Origin of the sequence: Pseudomonas sp. YH-1 (assembly GCF_051990045.1) — a bacterium.
Taxonomy (GTDB): Bacteria; Pseudomonadota; Gammaproteobacteria; order Pseudomonadales; family Pseudomonadaceae; genus Pseudomonas; species Pseudomonas nicosulfuronedens.
Genome location: NZ_CP178184.1, coordinates 3,968,005 through 3,991,450, shown reverse-complemented (window position 1 = coordinate 3,991,450; position 23,446 = coordinate 3,968,005). Strand labels below are relative to the sequence as shown.

The window sequence follows — 23,446 nt, the reverse complement described above, 5'->3', positions numbered from 1 at the left end:
CAAGCGGATGCCAGCGAACCACCCATCCGTCTGAGCCATCAGCGCCTGCACCGTTGCAGGCGGAGCTTCGCCATAAAGACTACCCAGCAGATCGCGCAACTCGGCAGCGGTCATGGCCAGATCGTCAGCCCCGAGCTCGAACAACTCCCCTTCCAGCAGCAATCGCTCCAGCTTGCAGGCAGGCCGACGTCGGCTCGCGAGCCACCAACGCACATTTGCCGACGAGGCGTGAAGCAGCAGGTCGAGGAGCCGGTCAAGACGCTCATCACCCAGCTGCGGCAGGTCATCGAGCATGATCCAGAGAGGGCCATCCTGTTGCGCCAGGCAGGCAAGCACGCTGCCCACGTCATTGCCAACCAGGCCGAGCGCCTTGGCCAGGAGACTCAGCAGTGAGTCTTCATCCAGGCGCAGCCCCTTCAGATCCAGCCAGTGCAGGCGCGTGCCTTCCGGTCGAGCCTGGGCGCACTCGCGCAGCAGCACGCTCTTGCCACTACCGGCCGGGGCGCAGATCAGCCGCAAGCGGCACGAAGAGTGAAGAAGCGCCTGGCTCAGGCGTGGGCGTGGCAGGAAGCCGGTGGGCAAGGCGGGAGCGCGGCACGGGTCCGTGTAGATAGTCGCCGTGGGCATGGCGTTACTCGTTGGTTTGCAGTGAGACAAAGGAGGCATCGTACGGATTGAAGCGCCGGCTGTATTGGACTTGCCGACGATCTGGCACAAAAAAGGGCGGCCCATGGGCCGCCCAACACGGAGTTGCTCTGTGAAACCCTGCAGCCTCAGCGCACGCCAGTCTGGCGCAGCGCCGCCGGGGTGTAGTCCGCGGCAAGGGCCTTGGCACCGAACACGATGCTCTGCCGCTCTTCGTTCTTCAGGCCCATGACCGAGTAGCGCCCGGAGATGACGTCGTAGAGGGCTTCGGCGGTATAACCCGGCACCTTCTGGTTGTAGTACTGCTGGGCGTGGCCTTCGCCGACGCGCCAGAGCTGGCCGCGACCATCGTAGTGGTCGACCTCCGCCAGTTGCCAGGTGTCCTCGTCGAAGAACATGTGGCGCTTGGCGTAGATATGCCGCTCGCCGCTCTTCAGGGTGCCGACGACTTCCCACACGCGGTGCAGCTCATAGCGGGTCAGGTCCTGGTTGATGTGGCCGGCCTTGATGATGTCGTCGTACTTGAGCGATGGCGAATCCAGCTTGTAGCTGTTGTAAGGGATGTACAGCTCCTTCTTGCCGACGAGTTTCCAGTCATAGCGATCCGGCGAGCCGTTGTACATGTCGTAGTTGTCGGAGGTGGCCAGACCGTCGGCGGCCGTTGCCGGGCCGTCGTAGGCCACCTGCGGAGCCCGGCGCACGCGGCGCTGGCCGGCGTTATAGACCCAGGCCTGACGTGGCTCCGTCACCTGGTCGATGGTCTCGTGCACCAGCAGGACGTTGCCCGCCAGGCGCGCTGGCGCGGTCACGCGCTGGATGAAGTAGAAGAGGATGTTGCCGCCCTTCTCCTTGTCGAAGTCCGCCAGGTTGGCCGGGTACGACACCTCGTCCTCGAAATGCACCATCGAAAAGGTACCGTCTACCTGCGGCTGCACGCGGGTGATGTAACGGTGGATGTTACCGCCGCGGTAACGCGTCTCGTGGTTCCACACCAGTTCCACGCCGGTCTTGGGAATCGGGAAGGCGTAGTAGCGGCTGTCGAAGTTCTGCAGGCCATTGCCGCCGGCTAGCAATTCGGTGCGCTGGGCGCTGGTCTTGGCGGCGGCATAGATTTCGTCCGGCAGCGCGGCGGTGCGATGGGTCGGATAGACCGGGATCTTGTAGGTGTCCGGATAGCGCTTGAACATCGCCATCTGGCCGTCGGTGAGCTTGGCCTTGTACTGCTCGGCGTTGGCGGCGGTGATCACGAACAGCGGTTTTTCATTGGCGAAGGGGTCCGCCAGGAAGCCCTTGGCGTCGACCGCGCCGGCGTTGACTGGCAAGCCGCCGGTCCAGGCCGGGATACTGCCATCGGCATTACCGGCCTTTTCCGCGCCCATGGGCGTCAGGCTGGCGCCCAGTTGGGCCACTTCGGCCGCAGGAGCCGCTGCCATTACGCTGCTGGCCAGCAAGGACAGGGCCAGCACGCCGGACTGCATCAGGAATCGTTGATTGAGCATTGCTTGGTCCTCTGCGTTAGAAGTTCACGCCGAAACTGAGTGCGACGAAGTCGCGGTCGACCGAGGTGTTGAAGTCGCCGCCGAAGAAGTCGGTGTAGGAAAGGCTGGTGGTGTAGGTGTTGGCGTAGTCCGCATCAACGCCAAAGCTGATGGCCTTGTTGCCCTCGTTGAACAGGCCGTTGGGGCCGTAGCCGTGGACGTCGTGGGACCAGCTGATGTTCGGGCGCAGGTTCACCCCGGCAAACACGCTGTTGTAGTCCCAGATCGCCCGGGCGCGATAACCCCAGGACGTGGAAGTCACGTAGCCGTCGTTATCGCAGTTGGTGGTCAGGTTGGTGTAATCGTTGTTGCCCACCGCGCCGGCAATGGTGGTCTGGTTCAGCGCACGGCAGGTATTGACCGTGCCGGTGGCGGGTAGCTCTCCCGGACCGTAGACGGGGTCGCGGCCATAGCGCGCGTCCTGCCGCGAATCCAGGCCGCCTACATGCACCACGCCCAGCTCGCCGACGAGGGTCAGGCGTTCGGCGCCCATCACCTGGTCGAAGAAGTGCGTCAGGGTGGTCTGGAACTGGGTGATTTCCTTGCGGCGATAGCCGTGCAGGTCCTGCCCCGGCGTGGCGTCGAGCACCGACGCGTTGCCGTAGGCGGCGAAGGCCGGGTTGATCGCCGCCAGTGGCCCGACGCCGGCGAACAACAGGTCGGTGGTATTGAGCTGCACCGGCGCGTTGGGTCGATAACTCACCTCGCCGCTCCAGGCCGTACCGGTGGGCAAGGTGGTGGAGAAGCTCAGGCCGTACAGGTGAATATCCTCGGGGTACTCCATGAAGTAGCTGGAGTTGCCCGCCACCACCAGCGGTGCACCGGCACCGGCCCGGGCAGCAACGTTGTAGAGCCCCTGCGACGGCGAGGTCACGCTCAGGAACGGTGCGCGGCTGTGGTAGTTCATGAAATAGGCGCCGAACTCGGTGTTCAGCGGGTCGAACAGATAGCGCAGCGCCAGGCCCCACTGACCGCTGTCACGGGCATCGCGGTCGCCGGCACGGCGTACCAGGGTGCCCTCGCCGTTCTGGTCGATGTCCATCGAGGTGCCCGGCAGCGCGGCATTGATCGCGCGGCCCGCGGCCAGGTTGTTGGTCAGCAGGCGCAGGTTGTTCGAGCAGCCATCGGCCACCACGTCGGCCTGGGAGAAGAAGGTGCCGCAGTTGTCGACGACGGTCTGGTCCCACTCCAGCTGGTAGAAGGCTTCGGCGGAGAGGCTGTCGGTCAGGCTCTGGGACACATAGAACATGTTGACCGGGATCAGGCCTTCCTTGATCTCGGCGCCGGGGCGGCGAAAGGCGGCCACGTCGATCGGGTTGATCGAGTTGATGCTGTTGAGGATGAAGGTGCTCTCGCCCCAGCTCACCACCTGCTTGCCCAGGCGGACCGAGCCCGGCTGATCGGCGATGGTGTAGTTGTGGTAGACGAAGGCATCGAGCATCTGCGCGCCGGAGGACTTGGCGCCTTCCTTGCGGCCGCTGTCGCTGATGTCCTTGAACGGGCGGCTTTCATCCTTGAGCTCGAAGTCGTACCAGTACTTACCGCGCAGGAACACGCCGGTGTCTTCGTACTTGAGCTCGAGGTCGTGGATACCCTTGAAGATCTTCGAGAAGGTCTTGCCCTTCTTGAAGTTCAGGTGACCGTCGTCGGAGGTCTGCGACAGACCCTTGCCACCATTGTTGACGCCAATCAGGTCCGGATCGCCACCGCGAAGCGCCCAACTGGCCCCCACGGACAGAGAGGAATCGAAAGTCCCCTCGATCTCACCGATAGTGAATGTCGCGGCTTGGATCTGTGCGGCACAGCCCATTGCTACGGCAAGTGCAAGTGCGTTTGGGACGAATCCGGCGCGCGCTGTTTTTGTTGTCATGCGGCTTTCCCGTGGTTGGTGTTGGCCCGGGAAAACTAATCAGTAAGCCTGCTCCACGTAAGCGACGAAGTAGGGATTCAAAAAATCATACTTAGGTATGAGCGCGACCCTGTCGCTGGCGTTAGCTGGCAGATGGACGACGCTCTTCTGGCGAGGAGCCAACGAACAAGCTTCCCGATACGTGCGCTACCGTCGATTGGCCTGTCGTGAAATGTTCATTACTTGGTCTGATGCAAGCTCGGTACAGACAGGCATCCACAAGACCGCCAAGGCGAGCATCCTCGCTCAGGCCATCTTTCCAAGTGCGGATGTCGAAAGTTGGAAATCAGCCAAGTGAAGCGCGCTCCGGCACCTGCACATCATGGCCTTGCTTGCGCAGCTGGGCCGCCACTTCCTCGCAGGCTGGCCGCGCAACCTCGGCAATGCAACGAAACACAGGGGCGCGCCGGGGGCAGCGCCTGATAACGCAAGCCCCGACGCTGGCGATCTATTGAGGGTGCCTCGACCGCCCGCTGGCCATCACGGACAGCGCGTGCCGCCGCCAGCGTTGGCCTGCGCCACCTGCTCGGCGAACTTGCGCAGGTTGGTCTGCTGCGCAACCACCAGCGCCTCGACGCTGGGACCGGCCGGTGTCTGCAAGCTGCTGCGGCAGACCAGAGGTTTGTCCGAACCGCGACGCTGCAAGCGCCAGCGCGCATCGAGCAACGCGTACTGGCCCGGCACCGAGTCGAAGCGCTGCACGTCCACGCGCAGCAACGCGGCGCCCGAACCCGGCGCTCCGAGCTGGTCTTCAAGGGCGTTGCGGAATTCATCCACCAGGTTGGCGCCCCACCACTCGGTTTCCAGGATTGCCAAGCCGCTGCCACCCTGGCGAATGACGAGCTGCGAGCGATCGACCTGCGGCGGCATGGACACCCGCTCCACCTTCACCTGGCCGCTGGCCGGTCCGCCCGGCTGGGCGGGCACGAGCGTGTGGTAATGGATGGGCGCACTACTGCAGCCCCACATCATGGGGAACAGGCCGGCCAGGAGAAGCATGGGCAGCTTCGGCATCTGAAGTCTCTCCTTGATCAGGGCTGAAGGTTATCGGCGTCGGCGTTCTTCGGCCGCCCGCGGATCAGCGATTCCGGGTGACGCCCCAGGTAGTCCGACAGGTCGCGCAGGGAGCGCGACATGCGGTCCAACTCATCCAGGGTGTCGCTGAGCTTTTCGCGCTGCGGCGAGTTCTCGCCCAGCGCCGAATTGGCCGAGGCCAGCGTCGTACGGACCTCATCCAGGGTCTTGGTAACCCCCGGTAGCGTCTGGGTGTTGAACTGCTTGAGGCTGGTCTGCAGCTCACGCAGGTTGCCGTCCAGGTTGTTGGCGATGCGTTCGAGCGGCAGCTTGCCGATGCGGTCCACCACGGCCTGCAATTGTTCCTGGAGCTTCGCCAGGCTGCTGGGCACCGTCGGGATACGCAGCGGCCGTGCAGTGGCATCGAAGGCCACGGGTTTGGCATCGGGATAGAAGTCCAGCGAGATGTACAGCTGCCCGGTCAACAGGTTGCCACTGCGAGCCTGAGCGCGCATGCCGTGCTCGACGAAGCTGCCGATCACACGGGTGACACCGCTCTGGTCCCCCACGGTGCTGTCGAACACCTTGAGCATTTTCTGGTGGACAGGTCCGAGGCGCTGCGGGTAGATCACCGCATCGACCACCACCGGGAATATCTGCAGTTTCTCGTCGTAGTCCAACTGGATATTGGTGACCTTGCCGAACTCGACGCCCATGAACTCCACCGGCGCGCCGACGCTCAAGCCACGCATGGACTGGTCGAAGCGCAGGCGCAGGTACTGCGGCAGGCCGGTGGGCGGAGCCAGGGCATTGTCACGGTCGGCGTAGAGGTCGAAGGCCTGGCTGTCCTGGGCGGCGGCCGATTCCTCGCTGCCCTCGGGAGCGCCAAAGGCCAGCCCTCCGACCAGCAGCGCCGACAGCGATTCGGTGTTCACCTTCAGGCCGTTGGCGCTGACGTCGACATCGACGCCACTGGCGTTCCAGAAACGCGTGTTCTGGGTCACGAAGGCGTCATTGGGCGCCTTGATGAAGATACCCAGATCCACGCCCTTGCCGTCGCTGCGCAAACCGTAGGAGGTCACCTGACCCACCGGAATCTTGCGGTAATAGATGGGTGAACCAATATCCAGCGAGCCCAGGTCGTCGGCGCGCAGGACGAAACTCTTGCCCTTCTCGCCGTAGGTGATCGGCGGCGGCGCTTCCAGGCCGGTGAAGCGCTTCTGCGGCTTGCTGGATTCGCCCGCGTCGGCGCCGATGAAATTGCCCGAGAGCAGCGTGTCGACGCCCGTCACGCCACCGGCGCCAATGCGCGGGCGAACGACCCAGAACTTCGCGCCTTCGGTGGCGAAGGATTCGGCTTCCTTGTTCAATTTGACGCTGGCAGTGACACTGTTCTTGTCCTTGGCCAGCTCGACGCCCTCGACTTCGCCGATCACCACGCTGCGGTACTTCACCTGCGTCTTGTGGGCGACCAGGCCCTCGCCGGTCTTGAAGGAGATCTCGATGGTCGGCCCCTGCTCCAACCAGCTGCGCACGATCAGCGAGGCACCGATCAGCAGAGCCACGATCGGCACGATCCAGACAAGCGAGACGCTCCAGCGCCGGGTGCGGACCTGCGGTTGCCCCGGGGTGTGCTGCTCAGTGTGCGCCATCGATAGGGTCTCCCTCATCCCAGATATGCCGTGGATCGAAACTCATGGCCGCGAGCATGGTGAACACCACGACCATTCCAAAGAAGAGAATGCCGGCGCGCGGCTCGATGGTGCCCAGCTCGCGCATCTGCACGAGGGCCGCCACCAGCGCCACGACCATGACGTCGAGCATCGACCAGTAACCGATCAGCTCGACGAAGCGATACAGCTGCGAGCGTTGCCGGCGCGCCCAGGCGCTACGATGCTGGGCGGTCCAAAGCAGCAGCCCGAGGGACAGGAACTTGATCGCCGGCACACCGATGCTGGCGATGAAGATGATCAGGGCGATGTCCCACGCGCCGCTTTCCCAGAACTCGAGCACACCGCCGCCGATGGTGCTGTCGATACCCTGGCCGAGCATCTCGGTATGCATGACCGGCAACAGGTTGGCCGGTACGTAGAAGATCAGCGCCGCCACCAGATACGCCCAGCCGCGGGCGATGGCGTCGTGCTTGCGGCTATGCAGCGGTGCTCCGCAGCGCTCGCAACGGTGGGCATTGCGACGGGTATCGCAGGCCACGCCGCAGCCGTGGCACAGGCAAAGGTGCAGGTCGCTGGCCAGCGGCGGCGTGCTCATACGCGCTCCCACAGATCACGGATGTCCTTGCCGGCGATGGCGATGATCAACACGCTCAGCGCAGCCATGGCCACCAGGCCGATACCGGGGATCACATCCAGCAACCCAGCCAGCTTGATCACCGCGACCATCGTGCCCAGCAAACAGACTTCCAGCATGCTCCAGGGCCGCAGCGCTTCCAGCCAGCGCATACAGAAGGCGAAAGCCGGGGCACGGTGCCCAGCGAGGGCGAAGGTCAGCACCCAGAGGAGCAACGAGACCTGCAGGGCCGGCGCCAGGATGATCGCAAGGCCGGTGATCAGTGCAATGAAGGTGATGGGACCGTTGCTGAGGATCAGCACGGCATCCCAAAGCGTCGCAGAGTTGCTCAGGCCCTGCATGCTGATAGTCATCACGGGATAGGCATTGGCGAAAGCCAACAGCACGGCGCCGGTCAGCGCCAGCGCCAAGCGTTGCTGCACCGTCAACGCATTGTGCCGCTGCAGCACCCCGCCGCAGCGCACACACGCCGCACGCTGGTGACGCTGTAGCGGCTGGCGTTCGTACACCGCGTCGCAGTACTCGCAAATGATCAGGTCACTGGCCGCTGCCATAGGCGCTCTCGTAGCGAGCCGGCGACTGCCGGCCAGGAAAATCGCTATCCACGACGAGAGCCTTGTTGCGGGCTCTGGAGCGATCCGGAAGATGTCAGCAGAAGACTAGTCGAGGATTTTCGATATGGGCGGCGACGCGGCGAAATCTCGCTAAGGAAATGCTGAGCCCACACTCCACTGCATAACAGCAGCGCGGCATGCGCCGACGATACTGGGCGGGTACCACTTCAGCAGGGACCTGCGTCGAGGCGCGATTCCTTCATGCCTTGCGCCCCCCTGAAATCACCGTGCTCCTTGCGATATCTCCAGGGTGTTCCGCCGGACCGGATTCAAATCGGCAGCCTTATCCGCGACACCCCGAACAAGCTGGCACTCAAGCAGACCCAGTTGAAAGGCACGGAAGGCTCCGGCGAGCTCGAGCGGCCCCGTGAAAACATCCTGGGCCCAGCGCGGGCCGCCCGCTGCCGACCCTCAGCTCCTCGGTGCCTGCAACTGCCCTACCGCGCCGAGGAAGATCTTCAGGGTCGCCTCCACCACCACACCGATCGGCGCCGAGTAACGGCTGCGCACCCAGGCCGCGGCGGCATGGATGGCCGAGCCGGCCAGCGCCGCACCGACCAGCGCCATCTCGCGCGGATCATGGGAAGCGATCGGCACGCCCGCACGCTCGAGGTACTCCATCATCAGTTCGGCGAACTCCCCCATGTGCCGGCTGTAGAGCTCGTCGACCCGCGGGCTGACACCCAGCACTTCGCGGTGGGTCACCTGGGCGAACTGGGGATTGGTCATGGCCTCGAAGAAACAGGTCAGCCCCGCACGCAGGCGCAGCTCCACGCCACCCGCCGCCGCGTCCAGCACCTGGCTGAGGCGCTCGCGGTAATCGGCCATGAGCTGCTCGTAGCAGGCCACCAGCAGGTCCTCCATGGTCGTGAAGGACTCGTAGAAGTAGCGGTTGGTCAGGCCCGTCGCCGCCGTGAGGGTGCGCATGGTGGTGGCGTGGTAGCCCACGGTACCGAACAGCTCGATACCGGCCTCGATGAAGCGCTGCCGCCGCTGGGCGGCACGCTCGGCCACTGCCACACCGGAATAGGTGCGCTCCGCCGACGCATCGGCGGGGGAAGGTAATTCACTCATGGCGAAATCTTACTCCTTGACAACAAGCGTTGTCACACCCCAGAGTTAACTGACAACAACTGTTGTCACAACCATTCGTTGTCATGACCACTCGTTGTCATAACCAGGGTGCAACTCGATGACTAAAACAAAAAACCACGGCCCCGCTTCTGTCGACGTCCTGATCATCGGTGCCGGCATCTCCGGCATCGGTGCCGCCTACCACCTGCAGAAGGACTGCCCGACCCTCTCCTACACCATCATCGAGGCGCGCGCCGACCTGGGCGGTACCTGGGATCTGTTCCGCTATCCAGGCATCCGCTCCGACTCCGACCTCTTCACCTTCGGCTACGGCTTCAAGCCGTGGAAGGAGAACAAGGCTATTGCCGATGGTGCCTCGATCAAGGCCTACATCGCCGAAACCGCCCGCGAGAATGGCATTGACCGGAACATCCGCTTCCAGCATCGGGTGATCGACACCGACTGGTCGAGCGAACGGCAGCGCTGGCAGGTCACGGTCCGCCGTGAAGACAGCCACGAGACGCAGGTCATCGAGGCGCGCTGGATATTCACCGCCGCCGGCTACTACCGCTACGACCAGGGCTTCGCTCCCGACTTCCAGGACCAGGAGCAGTTCCAGGGACCGATTGTGCACCCCCAGCACTGGCCGGAGAACCTCGACTACCGCGGCAAGCGTGTAGTCGTCATCGGCAGCGGCGCCACGGCGGTGACCCTGATTCCATCGATGGCGGCGGAAGCCGCGCATATCACCATGCTGCAACGCACGCCGACCTATGTGCTGCCGGTGCCCGCGCAGGACCCGATCGCGCGCCGGCTTCGTCCGTGGCTGGGCGTCGACCTGGCGTTTGCCCTGACGCGCCGCTTCAACATCGCCAAACAACGCTGGGTCTACGCCTTCTGCCAGCGCTTCCCGAACAAGGCCCGCGAGATCATCCGCAAGCTGAACAGCCGGATGCTACCGGAAGGCTACCCGGTGGACGTTCACTTCAACCCGCCCTACAACCCCTGGGAACAGCGCATGTGCGCAGTGCCCGGCGGCGATCTGTTCAAGGTGATCTCCTCGGGCAAGGCGTCGATCGTCACCGACCACATCGAGCGCTTCACCCCGACCGGCATCCAGCTTCGCTCGGGCGAACACCTCGAAGCCGACCTGATCGTCACCGCCACCGGCCTGAACCTGCAGCCACTGGGCGGTATCCAGCCGAAGATCGACGGCCAGGTGGTGCCCCTGGCGCAGTGCGTCACCTACAAGGGCATGCTGCTCAGCGGCATCCCCAACTTCGCCATCGCCATCGGCTACACCTCCTCGTCCTGGACGCTGAAGATCGGCCTGCTGTGCGAACACTTCACGCGGCTGCTCGGCTACATGGAGAAGCGTGGCCATGAGGTCTGCACCCCCAGGGCCGACCCGTCGATGAAGACCGAACCGCTGCTGAACTTCGGTGCCGGCTACGTCCAGCGCTCCCTCGACAAACTGCCCCGGCAGGGCACCAAGCATCCCTGGTCCATGTCCTGGAGCTACGCTGCCGACGTGAAGGTGTTTCGCAAGGGGCGTATCGACGACCCAGCCCTGGAGTTCGTCTCCGCCAAGGTGGGAGGAGCGCACGCATGAGCCTGGCCCTGCACGAAGAACGCTTCGCGACACTGCCCAGCGGCCTGCGTCTCTGTTACTCGGAACACGGTAGCGAGACATCACCGGCCCTGGTGCTGATCGCAGGGCTCGGCCTGCAGATGGTGTATTGGCCTGCCGCACTGATCGACCGCCTGGTGGAGAGCGGCCTGCGGGTCATCTGCTTCGACAACCGCGACGCCGGGCGCTCCGGGCGCAGCTCGACGCCCCATCCAAGCCAGTTCCAGCAGTTACGCGGCAAGGCCCCGGATGCCTGCTATGGCCTCGAGCAGATGGCCGACGATACCGCCCAGTTGCTCGAACACCTGGGCATCGGCACCGCCCATCTGGTCGGCATGTCCATGGGCGGGATGATTGCCCAGACCCTCGCCTACCGCCATCCGGGCCGGGTGAAGTCGCTGGTGTCGATCTTCTCGACCACGGGCAACCGACGCGTCGGCCAGCCCGCCTACTCGACACTCTGGCGCCTGTCGCGGGCCAAGGCGCCAACGTCGCGGGACGAAGCGATAGCCAGCTACAGCGCGATGATGAGCCACATCGGCGACGCCAACGCGCCGGACGCGCTGAGCCAATGGCAGGACTATTCCGCACTGGCCTGGGTGCGCAACGGAGAGCGCGCCGACGCGAGGGCGCTGTTCCGGCAGATCGGCGCGATCCTCCGCTCCGGCGACCGCACGGCCCACTTGCAAACCATCAGCGCACCCAGCCTGGTGCTCCACGGGGACCGGGACCGGATGGTCCACCCCAGCGGCGGTGAAGCAACCGCCAGGGCGATTCCCCGCGCGACCCATCAGGTGATCCGTGGCATGCGCCACCAGATCGACTCCTACCAGGCGCATCAGCTCTCCCGCTTGATTGCCGACCACATCCAGCGTCACTCAGGACAACAATCATGAACCTCGATAATCAGGTTGCCGTGCTCACCGGGGCAGCCAGCGGCATCGGCCGCGCCCTCGCGCAGCAGCTTGCGGGAAAAGGCTGCCACCTGGCCCTGGTCGACCGCGACGAGGCCGGCCTGCGCGAGACCCTCGCCCGCCTCCCCCGCACCGACCGCCACATCAGCCTGCATGTGCTCGACCTCGCGCAACGGGATGCCGTTCGCACGCTCCCGGAACAGGTACTGCAGGAGCACCCGACAGTCCACCTGGTGATCAACAATGCCGGCGTTGCCGTCGGTGGCAGCTTCGACCGGGTGAGCGAGGAAGACTTCGACTGGCTCATGGCGATCAACTTCCAGGCCGTCGTCGACATCACCCGCGGCTTCCTGCCGGTGCTCCAGCGCAACGGCGCCCGCGGCAAGTTCGTCAACGTGTCCAGCCTCTACGGCCTGGTTTCCCCGCCCGGCCAGGCCGCCTACAGCGCGAGCAAATTCGCCGTGCGCGGCTTCAGCAACTCCTTGCGCCATGAATTGCGAGGCAGCAGCGTGGACATGATGGTCGTCCATCCGGGCGGCATCGCCACCTCCATCGCCACCAACGCCAAGGCCCCGAAGGACATCGACCCGGCCGAGGTCGAACGCCAGCGCAAGGAAATGAACCGCCTGCTGCGCATGCCGCCCTCCAAGGCGGCAGGCATCATCCTCAACGGCATCGAGAAAGACCGCGCACGGGTCATCGTCGGCATGGATGCGCTGATCCTCTCGATCATCGAGCGACTGGTGCCAGTGAACTACTGGGGCATCGTCGAGCGGCTGATGAATCAGCGCGGTCGAGCAAGGTAAAAGCCCCTCACCCGCCGGGCAATTCCGAGGCCGGCCCTGCTGGCCTCTTTGCTCCGCACCGCTGCCGGCGCTCACCTCAGGTCTGGCGGACTTCCTGCGAGCATCGGGTAATCTTTGGCCCCCCATGACCTCGACTGTGCGAGGTCCGCTGCGCCGGCCAGGAAAGGATTGGAATACGAACAGCAAGGGCACCGAGCCTGAAGTGGCGACGAGTGGGACGGCACGAGCCTGCGGCCATCCGCTGGCGCGCCGAGTATGATCAGGTTCCGCAAACTTCAGCGAGCCCCGACCGTGAGCAGCCCTCTTCCCTTCGGCACAGACGATGCCTCCTACCAGGCCGCTGGCGGCATCGACGGCCTACGCCGCCTGGTCGATGACTTCTACCGGTTGATGGATGAACTTCCGGATGCGGCCGAGCTGCGCCGCATGCATCCGGAGAACCTGGAACAGTCTCGCGACAAACTGGCTTGCTTCCTCAGTGGCTGGCTGGGCGGCCCCAGACTGTTCAGTGAAAAGTACGGCTCCATCTCCATCCCGTCCTTCCACGCCCAGTGGCCGATCGATGAATCCCGCAGTGCCGCCTGGCTGGGCTGCATGGAGCGCGCCATTGCCCTACAGCCCTTCTCGCAGGAGTTCGCCGACTACCTGCTGACGCAGCTGCGTGTGCCAGCGCGGCGGGTAGTACAGGCGAGCCAGGCGCGGCACAGCTGAGCTACCTGCACCGCCTGCCGGACCGTTGCCCAGCCAAGATGTCTTCGCCCGATGTCTGCCGGTTGCAATTGGCAACGACCGGGTCCTAGCGGACACGCAATGCCGAGGTCAACTCGAGATCCAGTACCGTGACAGACTCGCAAGGGCCGACCTGTTTTCCACCCGGTCAGGCCCGAACGCCTAGTTGCATCAGAAACTGTACTTGACCGACAGCATCATGTTCCTCGGCTCTCCATACACATTGCTTGGCACCGTGACGGAGGAACTCAGCGAGTTGTAGTACTTCTTGTCAAACGCATTGTTCAGGTTCAGCTGCGCATCAATATGGGCAGTCGGCTTGAACCCCACCATGAAGTCCACGAGCGTGAAGGCGTCCTGCTCGACCATGTAGGTGGTGCCTTTGTTGTAGATGCGGTTCTGCCGGTACAGGGAGCTGCCAATGCGCCACTGGTTGAGCTCGCCGGGCAAGGTGTAGGTCGTGCTCATCTTGAACAGGTGCCGCGGTATGTCGGTATCGAACAGCCGCCCTTCATTGGCCTTGTTCGCATCCTTGCGATATTTGGCTTCGGTGAAGGTGTAACCGGCACCCAGTTGCCAGTTGGGCGTGAGCTGTCCTTGCAGTTCCAGTTCGATACCTTTGCTGCGCACCTCGCCGGCCGCCTCGTAGCACGAGGTTGTGGGGTAGCTGGGGCAAATGCTCTGGTCGGTGATGGCCTTGGCGCGGTTCTCCTGGTCCAGCTGGAAGATGGCGGCCGAGGCGTTCAGGGCACCCTCGAAATACTCGCCCTTGATGCCCAGTTCGTAGTTCTTGCCAGTGATGGGTTCGATGACCGAGCCTGAGGTATCGAAGTAGCTCTGCGGCTTGAAGATGTCGGTGTAGCTGACGTACACCGAGTGATGCGCGTCCAGGTCATAGACCAGGCCGGCGTACTTGGTGACGTGGCGGTTGACCTTGAGTTCAGTCTCGGTGCCCTTATAAGGGGCGCTGGTATCGTTTTCGTACCAGTCCAGGCGGCTACCCAGAATCAGTTTCAGCGGGTCGGCCAGGCTCAGGCGGGTAGCCGCGTAAGCGCTGTTGAGCTTCGCGTTGGTGTTCTGCCAACCGTACTTGGTCTGGCTGGCAACTTTCGGCGTGTCGCCGTTCCAGTTGTGTATGTCGATATTGCTGTGCAGCAGCACGTTTACCGGCACGTCGCCATTGAACACCACGCGACGATGGCTGGCACCGACCACCAGTTCGTGGTCGCGGTCCAGCAGGCGGAACGGGCCGCTGGCGTAGGCATCGAAGCTGTTCTGGCTTTCCCGGTAATGGCCGGCGCCGACGTACTGGTCATAGGTCTGGGTGGCGGTGCGCCCCAGTATGTAGGTGCCCAGCATGTCCAGGTCGGCCCAGGTCTTGGTGGCCGACAGGTTGAGTTTCCAACCGTTGTCCAGGGCGTGTTCAATGGCGGCATACGCGGAGGTGCTGGTCTTGTTCCAATACTCCCAGTCATTGCTCAGGGAGGTGGAGCGCGACAGCTTCAGGTCACTGCCGTCGAAGCCGACGGGCAGGCCGGTCCAGCCGTTACCGTTGTAGTCGTCCTGCTGGCGCGAAGCGCTGACCGTGAGGGTCGTACTGTCGTTCAGGTCGGCCTCCACGATCCCGTAGAACAGGTTGCGCTCGTTATCCAGAGAATCGCGGAAGCTGCCCTGGGTCTGGTAAGCGGTGACAAGCCGACCGCGCACGGCTCCGTTGTCGGTCAACGGACCGGACACGTCGAGGTCGGTACGATAGCGGTCCCAGGTACCGGCGCTGCCCTGGATGCTGGCCTGGAACGTTGACGTCGGACGCTTACGAATCAGGTTGATCGCCGCCGAGGGGTTCCCGGCACCTTGCATCAGGCCGGTGGCACCGCGCACCACCTCCACACGGTCGTACATGGACATGTCTGCCGAAAGCAAGTCCTGGGACAACTGGGAACTGTCGAGGCTGGTGGGCAGGCCGTCGTACATGATGTTGTCAAGCGCAAAGCCGCGGGCGTAATAGGTGGAGCGCTCCGGTCCGGTGCGCCGAATGACCATGCCCGGGGTGTTCTGCACAACGTCATTGAGGTCGGCCAGAGCCTGGTCGTCGATGCGTTGTCGGGTCATCACCGTGACTGACTGCGGCGTCTCGCGCAGCGACAGCGGCAGCTTGGTGGCCGTGCTGTTGCTACCCGTGGTGTAGGAACCGGTGTTTTCGGTGGTTTCCCCCAGCCCCTGGCCGATCACCGAAGTGGCGTCCATTTCCAGCGCACCTTCGGTGGATGCAGCCACCAGCGTGTAGCGACCATCGCTTTCCCGCACGGCGCGGATGTCCGTTCCGCTCAGCAAGGTGCGCAGCCCCTCTTCTACCGGGAAGCTGCCATCCAGACCCGTGCTGTTCAGACCGCGGGTCAATCGCGAATCGAACGACAGCACGATTCCCGACTCGGCGGCAAAACGCGTCAGCACCTGCCCCAGATCACCCGCAGCAATCTGGTAGCGCTGCGTATCGGCCAGCGTCGGCAGTGGCGCCAGCAAAGCGGAGCAAAGGATGGCCAGCCGCACACGAGCGCGCAGAGGGTGCAGGGAATTTACCTTGGGGGTATGCGGGGAGTTCATCGTCGTCCTTCTCTCATGGTCACCGACCGCTCAAATCGGCCGTCCTTCATGGGTCGAACGAAGATGCGAATTGATATCACCCGACATGAATTATTTTTGCGGATCAGGCCGGCGTGACCGTAATCCAGAAGCGTGTGCGGCGCTCCACCCGCACCGGCAAGGCGCTGGTCAGCGCACGGAAAGTCTCTTCGGGGTCGTCCAGCTCGAAGGTGCCGCTCAGGCGCAAGTCCGCCACCTGCGGGTCACAGCGCAGCAGGCCAGGTCGGTAGCGACCCAGATCGGCCAGGAAGTCGGCCAGGCGCTGGTCGTTAGCGATCAGCAGTCCACGGGACCAGGCGTCTGCGGCGTAATCCGCCGTGCGCAGGGAGACCACCTCGGCTGCATCAAACAGACAGGCCTGCCCCTGATCCAGCGCGGTGACGGCCAGTGCGTTCCTCGGCTGCACCTGCACAGGTCCGCTGAAGACCTCCACCTGGGTGGCAACATCGAACTGGCGCACCGAAAAACGCCCGCCCACGGCCCGGACGTCGCCCTGCCGCGTTGCCACGCTGAGGCGCGAACCCGCCACGGCGTTTACCAGCACTTCACCGCTGCGCAATGTCACCCAGCATTGCCCGTCGGCATAAGCGACATCCAGGGCGCTCTGGGTATTGAGCAGCAACTGGCTGCCATCGGCGAGGGTGACCGGCAGTCGCTCACCAATGGCGCTGCTGTAATCGGCGAACAGCGCGCCCTGCTCGAATTCGCGGTAGCCGCCAAGCCCGAGCGCGCCCGTCCCCAGGGCCAGCAGCATGCCCTTGAGAACAGTACGACGGCTGCTGCGCCGGTCCTCGCGCGCCAGGCCGAAGACCCGGCCACTGAAATCACCAGGCATCCCCTGCAAGCGTCGCTGCAATCTCTCAGCCTGCTGCCAGGCCCAACCGTTGTGCGGGGAGGCATCCAGCCAGCGCTGCCAGGCTTCGCGATCCGCAGCAACGGCGTCACCGCTGGCAAACAGGCTGAACCAGTCCGCCGCCTGCTCGATGGAATCCAGTTGCGCAGCGCTGATGCCGGCGCCGCTCACAAGCCGTGCTCCAGGCTGTAGAGCATGCAATGCCGCGAGGCCTTCGCGATGTAGCGGTTCACCGTAACGAGCGACACTCCAAGGGTCTGGGCAATGCAGCGGTAGGTCATGCCATCGAGCTGGGACAACAGAAAGGCCTGGCGCACCTTGTCACCGAGCGCGGCAAGCATGGCGTCGAGCTGGGCCAGGGTCTCCATGAGGATCAGGCGATCCTCTTCGGATATGTCCAGGGCTTCCGGCGCCTCGGCCAGGGCCAGCAGCCACGCGCGCTCCAGGCGCTGACGGCGGTAGTGATCGATCATCAACCGGCGCGCGACCGTCGCTAGAAAGCTTCGCGGCTCACGCATGGCCTCGATGCGCCCCTGCCGGTCGGTACTGCCGAGCAGGCGGACGAAGACGTCCTGCACCAGGTCAGCCGCCAGTTGGCTGCAATCCACACGGCTGCGCAACCAGCCACGCAACCAACGGTGCTGTTCCTTATAGAGGTCGCCTACCTCCAGTTGCCGAATCGGGCCCTGGCTCGTCATCGCCAATCGTCTTCCAGGTGCAAATAGGAATAATTATCATATCAACCCTGGAGAAATCCGGGCAACCTTCGTCAATGCGCTGTAGGGATTTTCTTGCGGCGACATTCGCCTGGCGACGTCCGCTTCCGGTCGATAGCAGCCTCGCGCCAGGGACAGCCATCGGTCCATAACGAACATCGGAGCGATGCCAACTCAATAGCGCACCGAGCGCTGCACTCCGCGCCCAGCCGATTTCTCGCTACAGCGAATCGCCTTTCTGCGTCAGCAGACAAGTCCTCACCGAGCGTCGCTCGTGACCTCGACAAGGATTTTGCCGATCACCGCAGCGGACTCCATTGCCTCATGGGCGTCGGCAATCTGATCCAGGCGCACCCTCGTCCCGACTTCGGGCACATAGGCTGCTGCCTTGATGTCACTCGGATTCAGCCCCAAGACGACAACGCGTCTTCGCACTCCCCCCTGCCCGGGACAGGTTCAGCAACCTCCCCTACCTCGAGTACGTCCCGGGTGCTGCCCTGTACCTGGTAGAAGGCTGCCTTCATCGTTGTTTTTCCTTGGGCGCCCGAATGATTGGCCGCTGCAGTTGATGGCGACTGGTCAACTGTTCAGCGACATGGGTTTATCGCCGCCAGCCGGCACCCCAAAGAGCTTGCGCACCCCGTTGAGAAAGGCGCCATAAGGCCGGCCCAGAACGAGCATCATCACGGCTGCGCCGAGCGTGCCTCGCAACAGGCCCACCCCTGAAGCACCACTACTGGCGATGATCGCCGCATAGATCGGCACCTGGAAACTCAGCAGAGCGAGACTGTCCCACAACAGCCTGGACATCCGGCGATCAGTGGCTCGCTTCATCACCCAATCCCTCCATAGGCCGTATGGCCTCGCGACGGGAACCATCAGCAGCGCCCCCAGGATCCGGGCGTGAAGCACCTGGTCCCACGCCATGCCGGCAAGGAATCGTTCATTGATGATCCCGGTGGTGGTGAAAAACAGGATCAGCGCAGTGGTGTCGGCAATGAATGCGGTTTGACGCTTTTGCCATGGCGAGCGTTGAAGCAAGTCACCCCTCCTATTCCGGTCTTGCCAAGCTGCGAGTCACCTATCCGGCAAACAGGTCCTTGACCAACAGCACATCAACCCGATGCACCTGGGCTGGATAGGCAAGAATCTCGTTCATCCGGGACCTGTCGCGGAAAATGTCCCCACCGCCCCCGGCAACATGCGCGTCGCGCCCCGCAATACTCGGGAATGCCTCGAATATGCCGAAGGTAGTCGCTGAATAACGGACACCAAACCAGGGCCCTGTCGCGGGCTCACCAAGTACGCATCCATGGATGTCACGCAGCATCTGGATAACGGCTTCCTCTTTGCCTGGACGCGCCTCGATGTGGATGTAGAAAGCCTTTGGCCCTTCGTCGCCATTCTCACCAAGCACTTCGACACCTCGATGGAGCTGGCCGCCGCTGGAATACTCGTTGCCCCGAACCGGGCCCGGTGATGTGACGAGGCTTTCTCCGGGGAAGCAGGGAGCTTTAGGGTCTGACATTGCCTTATCCTCCAAGTGCAGATTCGTGTTCCTGATCACCAGGAGTCTCTGTTCGTCGTCAACGGAGAACAATTGCGATCTCGACAAGTGCCTTTCGGAAAGTGAAAGGTTCAGCGATGGATACAGGAGGTTCCCAGCATGCGGCTACCCTCGCTCAGGTCTCTTGAGGCGGCCCTGGCCGTCGCCCGCCTCGGCAGCCTTGCGGCGGCGGGTGACGAAATGGCCATGTCGGTACCGGCGCTGAGCCGACGCATTGCACAACTGGAGTCGGACCTGTCGGTACGCCTCTTCGACCGAGTGCCCCGAGGGGTGGTTGTGACCCCGGCGGGCGAGGCTTTTCTGGCCCGAGTCGCCCCCGCACTCGCGGAACTCCGGCATGCCAGCCGTGACGCCAGAGGTGAGCATGATCATGTCGTGCGACTGTCGACGATTCCCACCTTCGCCACACGCTGGCTACTTCCCCGCCTCAGTCGCTTTGAACGCGAGAACACCGATATTGAAGTCGACGTTCAGACCTCAGCGGTTCTGGAAGACCTCGATGCCCGGAATCTGGATGCGGTCATCCGGCTATCGAAGGCAGCAACCGCTCCTACAGGCCCTGCACTCGCGATTCACCTCTACCCTGTCTGGAGCCCGGATCACATCAGCGACATAACCGACACTGCGGATCTTCTGCGACACCGTTTACTGGGACCGAACCATCGTCCGGAATTCTGGGCGGAGTGGCTGAACGCACATCAGCTTGAAAAGGAGGAGGTCCGCATCCGCCCTGTCGACTCCGCGCTGCTCTACGAGCGCGCCATGCGCGGGGATGGCGTTGCCATCGGCATAGAACCGTTGGTTACGCCATTGATCGAACAAGGGCGCCTGGTGGGCCTGACCGACCATCGACTCCGCTCCGGACGAGCGTTCCATTTGATTGAGCGCAGCGGCCAGCTCTCAAGATCGGCGCAACGCGTACTGTCGTGGTTACGCTATGAGTTCGCGCATCAATCACCGTGACGGCCTGCTGCTTCAGCAACTTGACCCGAGCCACGAACCATCGCGGACATCCAACCGACTGCCGGGATGGTTCGAAATGGCAGATCCGCGCAAACCTGAACCCATCGGGCAAAACACAAGCGTTCAAAAAAATCGCAACGATCCAATATGCGCGTCGATCCAGTACGCACACTGGCAGCTGTTACCGACTAACAGGAGCCTATCGATGGCCGTTGCACATGCCGCCCCTGGCAAGACCCTGCTCAACCCCTCCGATCACACCCTGATCATGATCGACCACCAGTCGCAGATGGCTTTCGCCACCCAGTCCATCGACGCAGTGACCCTGCGCAACAACGCAGCCCTGGTGTCCAAGGCGGCCAAGGAATTCGGCGTCTCCACCATCCTCACCACCGTCGCCGAGAAGAGTTTCTCCGGCCCGATGTTCGACGAGATCAAGTCGGTCTTCCCCGACCACAACGTCATCGACCGCACCAGCATGAACACCTGGGAAGACCCGCGCATCGCCGTGGAAGTGAACAGGTTCGGCAAGCAGAAGATCGTCCTCGCCGGCCTCTGGACCTCCGTGTGCATCGTCGGCCCAGCCCTGTCGGCCATTGACCAGGGCTTCGAGGTCTACGTGATCGCCGACGCCTGCGGCGATGTCTCCACCGAGGCCCACGAGATGGCGATGCAACGAATGATCCAACTGGGCGCCCGTCCCATGACCTCCGTGCAATACCTGCTGGAGCTGCAGCGTGACTGGGCTCGCGGCGAAACCTACAACCAGACCGTCAAGACCGCCATCGAGAACGGCGGCGCCTATGGCCTGGGCCTGATCTACGCCAAGTCCATGTTCAACGCCAGCGAAGGCCACTGACGGCCGCCTGCACTCACCCGGGGGCGGCTCCCACTTTCCGGAAGTAAGCCCCCTCACCCCTCAGCTGCTCCTTCTGGTCGTCCGCCATGGCGCGCTCCAACAGTGTCATCGCCTGTAAAACCCTCATGCGCGAGCTGACCGTACTGGACAGCCACTGGGTGTCCGACAGCGGCAGCTTTGAACGCCAGGCGCCAGTGGCGATTGCGCTGCCGCCGGACTAGTCGCCGATGGCCAGGTCCTCCAGCGACTGCAGGCTCAGCCGCGGAGTGCTGTTCTCCAATGCGCAGGCGTCTGAGCCGCGCAAGGCCACAGTCACGAGCCAGAGCGTCGCTCGGGCAGGCTGATGAGTGGCTTCCAGGGCCTCTGGAGCGTCCTGGGCTGTTCGGCTTCGCCTTCTGTAACCGCCCGTAGGCTCCGAGCCCGCTCATCTCCCCGCCAGCCGGTTCGCCGGCGAACCCACTATCCTTGCCCTCGGCCCCACCAGCAGAGCTTGCCGGAGCGAATCTCTCGATGTCCCCACCTCCCGCGTCCCAGTCCTACTCCATCCAGCGCAACCGCAACCTTGCGCCGGACCCACAGCAAGTGCTTGAGATTCCCGGCAGCGATGGTTTCGCCATCATCGTGCAACTGCAGGACTTCCCCGCACACCGTTTGTGGCGCGGTAGCCAGCTCGCCTACAACGGCGGGCACCGCCAGGGAAGCAGCTCCATCGCCAACCTGGGCGCGGAGTTGCGCTGCCAGCATATGGCGGCCTATGACAATGTGCGCCTGGGCCTGCCGCGCAGCAGCCTGGATGAGTTGTTCCGCGAGGAAGGCATCCGCGGCCACGCGAACCTGAACAGTGCCCAGGACATCCTCGACCCGGTGATCTATCACCTGGCCCAGGCCCTGCTACCAACGCTGGAGCGGCCGGCCGAGGGCAACCGGCTATTCATCGACCAGGTCATGCTCGCCCTGGCCCTGCACATCGGCCCTCGCTACGGCAACGCCAGCCAGCCCACGAGAGGCCACACGGGCCTGACACCCTGGCAGTTGCGCCGGGCCAAGGAACTGCTGGTACACCACCTGACCGACGGTCTTTCGCTGGAGCAGTTGGCGCGGGAGTGTTCCCTGTCGCGCAGCCACTTCAGCCGGGCTTTCCGCCAGAGCACGGGGGTCAATCCCCAGGACTGGCGCCTGCAGATGCGCGTGGACAAGGCCAAGGAACTGCTGCTGCATTCCGACCTGGAGCTGGCCCGGATCAGCCAGGACTGCGGCTTCGCCGACCAGTCGCACATGTCACGAGTTTTCCAGCGCGTAACGGGATCACCGCCAGCACGCTGGCGGCGTGCCAGTCGTTTCGCGCGTGATTGCCCGACTGACCAATAGCCGACACAGACGCTACGCGATAACCGACGCAACGGTTTTGCCCTTCCCGGAGACGGACTCAAATGGATGAGGCCGATTCTGCCCCCACCACGAGGTAACACTCGCGGCATGTGCATCATTGGCACTGGGTATCCACCATGATCCTGCCGTGATGGTCCGCGCTCTGGCGCTCAACCTCCCGCAGGATGCGGCCTCCTGCCAGGGGCGGGTATCGGCCAGGAGCGGACGGTGAAACTTCAACCCGCAAACCTTTACAATCAGCTTAATTTTTTCTAGTTCTCGATCCGAAAAAATGAACACATACAAAGAAGAAAATCGGAAGCGGCTCATACAGCTCATTGATCAGGTTTCTTTTGAAAAGGAGCCTGAGGGATGGACTCATGTCACGACAATGGCAGTTGGAGGGCTGGAGTCTGTAGGGTTTTCTCAGCTCGGCCCGTACCTATTAGTGGTGTCGAGCGCTGGGCGAGGCCTAATTGACTGCGAGACAGGCGAGAAAATAGCGCGCGATTACGAAGCCTACGCAGGGTTAAGCAAGGTAGGACTGCATTGCCAGGGAATCGGAGTGACTGCAGATGAACTGGTACCGCTTGGTGGAATTTCTGGAGGCGGCTTACCGCTTGGCAATAGCGCCGGGGACTGCTTGGAGGTGGTGCATCCAAATTGGCCTGAAAGCAACCTCATTCTCAGCAAGTCATTCAAAAGCCCACTCGTACCAGGCCATCAAACGGAATGCAGGATAATTTACGTCGAACATCTAAGGGCGTACGGATTTTCATGGTGTGGCAACTATATAGTTGCCGCCTGCGGTAGCGATCTTGACTTATGGTCTCGGAATTCAAAGCTGTAGGGGCGCGCTCTTTATACTGAGTTGATTTCCCTATTCAAGAAATCCACTTCTGGGCGAATCTGTTACCGGCAGCAATCGGCCAGAAGTGGACGTGCATATAGTTAATGCACGACAAATGGCTTAGATGAAGCGAGGTATTGATACGTGGAATCGTTAGCCTACATCGGTAGAAATAAACAGAGCACTGAATATCTCAACTGCTTCGCATAGCGCGCGGTTGGTACGGCGGGTCGGGGGCGCATATTCTTTCAGATTATGCAATTGGCGGAGCGATAGGCTGGCGAGTGAAAGCAGAGAGCTACGCATCCTCCCATGATGGAGGTGGAGACCTCCTCAAGCGCTTTGGAGTCATCCCTCATCTGTTGAATCATGCCAAGCGTACGGAGTGCCAAGTGCTCGTCAGATGCTAATTCGCTGAGTTCTAGCAATAGCTCGGCGACCAAATTG

21 protein-coding genes and 1 pseudogene are annotated in these 23,446 nt (G+C 63.1%); 9 read left to right on the top strand and 13 right to left on the bottom strand.

What is annotated here, in order from left to right:
* Nucleotides 1-773 precede the first annotated feature (773 nt).
* Both ACKI1H_RS18435 and ACKI1H_RS18430 read right to left on the bottom strand, forming a co-directional pair.
* Entirely contained in the window at nt 774-2,144 is a 1,371-nt protein-coding gene (locus ACKI1H_RS18435) for a DUF1329 domain-containing protein (RefSeq protein WP_138525667.1), read from the bottom strand.
* 16 nt (nt 2,145-2,160) lie between these two features.
* Entirely contained in the window at nt 2,161-3,993 is a 1,833-nt protein-coding gene (locus ACKI1H_RS18430) for a DUF1302 domain-containing protein (protein ID WP_246084925.1), read from the bottom strand.
* A 157-nt stretch (nt 3,994-4,150) separates the two neighbouring features.
* On the opposite strand from ACKI1H_RS18430, the gene ACKI1H_RS18425 reads away from it, so the two are divergent.
* Nucleotides 4,151-4,390 (top strand): hypothetical protein, encoded by a 240-nt coding sequence (locus tag ACKI1H_RS18425; protein ID WP_440465870.1) that lies wholly within the window; start codon nt 4,151-4,153, stop codon nt 4,388-4,390.
* A 6-nt stretch (nt 4,391-4,396) separates the two neighbouring features.
* Here the strand turns inward: ACKI1H_RS18425 and ACKI1H_RS18420 are convergent.
* The 6 genes and pseudogenes from ACKI1H_RS18420 to ACKI1H_RS18395 form a co-directional block, all read right to left on the bottom strand.
* A pseudogene (locus ACKI1H_RS18420) lies at nt 4,397-4,504 on the bottom strand (hypothetical protein); the annotation flags it as partial.
* 68 nt (nt 4,505-4,572) lie between these two features.
* On the bottom strand, nt 4,573-5,106 hold the full coding sequence (locus ACKI1H_RS18415) for a PqiC family protein (RefSeq protein ID WP_138525665.1): 534 nt from the start codon (nt 5,104-5,106) through the stop codon (nt 4,573-4,575).
* Between the two features lie 17 nt (nt 5,107-5,123).
* Entirely contained in the window at nt 5,124-6,758 is a 1,635-nt protein-coding gene (locus ACKI1H_RS18410; protein ID WP_440465869.1) for a PqiB family protein, read from the bottom strand.
* Nucleotides 6,745-7,374: a paraquat-inducible protein A gene (locus ACKI1H_RS18405; protein ID WP_138525663.1), complete on the bottom strand. Its 630-nt coding sequence runs from the start codon at nt 7,372-7,374 to the stop codon at nt 6,745-6,747. The genes ACKI1H_RS18410 and ACKI1H_RS18405 overlap by 14 nt, the downstream gene beginning before the upstream one ends.
* The gene (locus tag ACKI1H_RS18400; RefSeq protein ID WP_440465868.1) at nt 7,371-7,967 is read right to left on the bottom strand and encodes a paraquat-inducible protein A; all 597 of its coding nucleotides are present in this window, start codon (nt 7,965-7,967) and stop codon (nt 7,371-7,373) included. Before ACKI1H_RS18400 ends, ACKI1H_RS18405 begins: the two co-directional genes overlap by 4 nt.
* 471 nt (nt 7,968-8,438) lie before the next feature.
* Complete coding sequence (locus tag ACKI1H_RS18395; protein ID WP_138525661.1) at nt 8,439-9,101, bottom strand: TetR/AcrR family transcriptional regulator; 663 nt, start codon at nt 9,099-9,101, stop codon at nt 8,439-8,441.
* A 118-nt stretch (nt 9,102-9,219) separates the two neighbouring features.
* On the opposite strand from ACKI1H_RS18395, the gene ACKI1H_RS18390 reads away from it, so the two are divergent.
* From ACKI1H_RS18390 to ACKI1H_RS18375, 4 genes are all read left to right on the top strand, one after another.
* Nucleotides 9,220-10,713, top strand: coding sequence for a flavin-containing monooxygenase (locus tag ACKI1H_RS18390; RefSeq protein WP_440465867.1), 1,494 nt, complete (start codon nt 9,220-9,222; stop codon nt 10,711-10,713).
* On the top strand, nt 10,710-11,627 hold the full coding sequence (locus ACKI1H_RS18385) for an alpha/beta fold hydrolase (RefSeq protein ID WP_440465866.1): 918 nt from the start codon (nt 10,710-10,712) through the stop codon (nt 11,625-11,627). The genes ACKI1H_RS18390 and ACKI1H_RS18385 overlap by 4 nt, the downstream gene beginning before the upstream one ends.
* Nucleotides 11,624-12,451, top strand: a complete 828-nt coding sequence (locus ACKI1H_RS18380) for an SDR family NAD(P)-dependent oxidoreductase (RefSeq protein ID WP_440465865.1) — start codon at nt 11,624-11,626, stop codon at nt 12,449-12,451. The genes ACKI1H_RS18385 and ACKI1H_RS18380 overlap by 4 nt, the downstream gene beginning before the upstream one ends.
* Before the next feature lie 255 nt (nt 12,452-12,706).
* Nucleotides 12,707-13,162 (top strand): group II truncated hemoglobin, encoded by a 456-nt coding sequence (locus ACKI1H_RS18375; RefSeq protein ID WP_440465864.1) that lies wholly within the window; start codon nt 12,707-12,709, stop codon nt 13,160-13,162.
* Nucleotides 13,163-13,351: 189 nt separating this feature from the next.
* On the opposite strand, the gene ACKI1H_RS18370 is transcribed toward ACKI1H_RS18375, so the two are convergent.
* The 5 genes from ACKI1H_RS18370 to ACKI1H_RS18350 all read right to left on the bottom strand — a co-directional run bounded on the left by ACKI1H_RS18370 (nt 13,352) and on the right by ACKI1H_RS18350 (nt 18,920).
* Nucleotides 13,352-15,784, bottom strand: coding sequence for a TonB-dependent siderophore receptor (locus ACKI1H_RS18370; RefSeq protein WP_440465863.1), 2,433 nt, complete (start codon nt 15,782-15,784; stop codon nt 13,352-13,354).
* Nucleotides 15,785-15,887: 103 nt separating this feature from the next.
* Nucleotides 15,888-16,847, bottom strand: a complete 960-nt coding sequence (locus tag ACKI1H_RS18365; protein ID WP_440465862.1) for a FecR domain-containing protein — start codon at nt 16,845-16,847, stop codon at nt 15,888-15,890.
* Nucleotides 16,844-17,374 carry a sigma-70 family RNA polymerase sigma factor gene (locus ACKI1H_RS18360; protein ID WP_440465861.1) on the bottom strand — a complete coding sequence of 177 codons (531 nt, stop codon included), beginning with the start codon at nt 17,372-17,374 and terminating at the stop codon, nt 16,844-16,846. Before ACKI1H_RS18360 ends, ACKI1H_RS18365 begins: the two co-directional genes overlap by 4 nt.
* Before the next feature lie 597 nt (nt 17,375-17,971).
* Nucleotides 17,972-18,433 (bottom strand): L-alanine exporter AlaE, encoded by a 462-nt coding sequence (alaE, locus tag ACKI1H_RS18355; protein ID WP_440465860.1) that lies wholly within the window; start codon nt 18,431-18,433, stop codon nt 17,972-17,974.
* Nucleotides 18,434-18,473: 40 nt separating this feature from the next.
* Nucleotides 18,474-18,920 (bottom strand): putative quinol monooxygenase, encoded by a 447-nt coding sequence (locus ACKI1H_RS18350; protein ID WP_440465859.1) that lies wholly within the window; start codon nt 18,918-18,920, stop codon nt 18,474-18,476.
* A 138-nt stretch (nt 18,921-19,058) separates the two neighbouring features.
* Here ACKI1H_RS18350 and ACKI1H_RS18345 point away from each other — a divergent pair, with 138 nt between their 5' ends.
* The 4 genes from ACKI1H_RS18345 (at nt 19,059) to ACKI1H_RS18330 (ending at nt 22,149) form a co-directional block, all read left to right on the top strand.
* The gene (locus ACKI1H_RS18345) at nt 19,059-19,922 is read left to right on the top strand and encodes a LysR substrate-binding domain-containing protein (protein WP_440465858.1); all 864 of its coding nucleotides are present in this window, start codon (nt 19,059-19,061) and stop codon (nt 19,920-19,922) included.
* Nucleotides 19,923-20,127: 205 nt separating this feature from the next.
* Nucleotides 20,128-20,781 (top strand): hydrolase, encoded by a 654-nt coding sequence (locus tag ACKI1H_RS18340; RefSeq protein WP_138525646.1) that lies wholly within the window; start codon nt 20,128-20,130, stop codon nt 20,779-20,781.
* 86 nt (nt 20,782-20,867) lie between these two features.
* Entirely contained in the window at nt 20,868-21,002 is a 135-nt protein-coding gene (locus ACKI1H_RS18335) for a hypothetical protein (protein ID WP_440465857.1), read from the top strand.
* 289 nt (nt 21,003-21,291) lie between these two features.
* On the top strand, nt 21,292-22,149 hold the full coding sequence (locus tag ACKI1H_RS18330) for a helix-turn-helix domain-containing protein (RefSeq protein WP_440465856.1): 858 nt from the start codon (nt 21,292-21,294) through the stop codon (nt 22,147-22,149).
* Nucleotides 22,150-23,446: the final 1,297 nt, after the last annotated feature.

What these genes read in the sequence shown, in the direction of transcription:
- ACKI1H_RS18435 (WP_138525667.1), bottom strand. Translation starts at nt 2,144, where the DNA reads ATGCTCAATCAACGATTCCTGATGCAGTCCGGCGTGCTGGCCCTGTCC.
- ACKI1H_RS18430 (WP_246084925.1), bottom strand. Translation starts at nt 3,993, where the DNA reads ATGGGCTGTGCCGCACAGATCCAAGCCGCGACATTCACTATCGGTGAG.
- ACKI1H_RS18425 (WP_440465870.1), top strand. Translation starts at nt 4,151, where the DNA reads ATGAGCGCGACCCTGTCGCTGGCGTTAGCTGGCAGATGGACGACGCTC.
- ACKI1H_RS18415 (WP_138525665.1), bottom strand. Translation starts at nt 5,106, where the DNA reads ATGCCGAAGCTGCCCATGCTTCTCCTGGCCGGCCTGTTCCCCATGATG.
- ACKI1H_RS18410 (WP_440465869.1), bottom strand. Translation starts at nt 6,758, where the DNA reads ATGGCGCACACTGAGCAGCACACCCCGGGGCAACCGCAGGTCCGCACC.
- ACKI1H_RS18405 (WP_138525663.1), bottom strand. Translation starts at nt 7,374, where the DNA reads ATGAGCACGCCGCCGCTGGCCAGCGACCTGCACCTTTGCCTGTGCCAC.
- ACKI1H_RS18400 (WP_440465868.1), bottom strand. Translation starts at nt 7,967, where the DNA reads ATGGCAGCGGCCAGTGACCTGATCATTTGCGAGTACTGCGACGCGGTG.
- ACKI1H_RS18395 (WP_138525661.1), bottom strand. Translation starts at nt 9,101, where the DNA reads ATGAGTGAATTACCTTCCCCCGCCGATGCGTCGGCGGAGCGCACCTAT.
- ACKI1H_RS18390 (WP_440465867.1), top strand. Translation starts at nt 9,220, where the DNA reads ATGACTAAAACAAAAAACCACGGCCCCGCTTCTGTCGACGTCCTGATC.
- ACKI1H_RS18385 (WP_440465866.1), top strand. Translation starts at nt 10,710, where the DNA reads ATGAGCCTGGCCCTGCACGAAGAACGCTTCGCGACACTGCCCAGCGGC.
- ACKI1H_RS18380 (WP_440465865.1), top strand. Translation starts at nt 11,624, where the DNA reads ATGAACCTCGATAATCAGGTTGCCGTGCTCACCGGGGCAGCCAGCGGC.
- ACKI1H_RS18375 (WP_440465864.1), top strand. Translation starts at nt 12,707, where the DNA reads ATGATCAGGTTCCGCAAACTTCAGCGAGCCCCGACCGTGAGCAGCCCT.
- ACKI1H_RS18370 (WP_440465863.1), bottom strand. Translation starts at nt 15,784, where the DNA reads ATGAACTCCCCGCATACCCCCAAGGTAAATTCCCTGCACCCTCTGCGC.
- ACKI1H_RS18360 (WP_440465861.1), bottom strand. Translation starts at nt 17,374, where the DNA reads ATGACGAGCCAGGGCCCGATTCGGCAACTGGAGGTAGGCGACCTCTAT.
- ACKI1H_RS18350 (WP_440465859.1), bottom strand. Translation starts at nt 18,920, where the DNA reads ATGTCAGACCCTAAAGCTCCCTGCTTCCCCGGAGAAAGCCTCGTCACA.
- ACKI1H_RS18345 (WP_440465858.1), top strand. Translation starts at nt 19,059, where the DNA reads ATGCGGCTACCCTCGCTCAGGTCTCTTGAGGCGGCCCTGGCCGTCGCC.
- ACKI1H_RS18340 (WP_138525646.1), top strand. Translation starts at nt 20,128, where the DNA reads ATGGCCGTTGCACATGCCGCCCCTGGCAAGACCCTGCTCAACCCCTCC.
- ACKI1H_RS18335 (WP_440465857.1), top strand. Translation starts at nt 20,868, where the DNA reads ATGGCGCGCTCCAACAGTGTCATCGCCTGTAAAACCCTCATGCGCGAG.
- ACKI1H_RS18330 (WP_440465856.1), top strand. Translation starts at nt 21,292, where the DNA reads ATGTCCCCACCTCCCGCGTCCCAGTCCTACTCCATCCAGCGCAACCGC.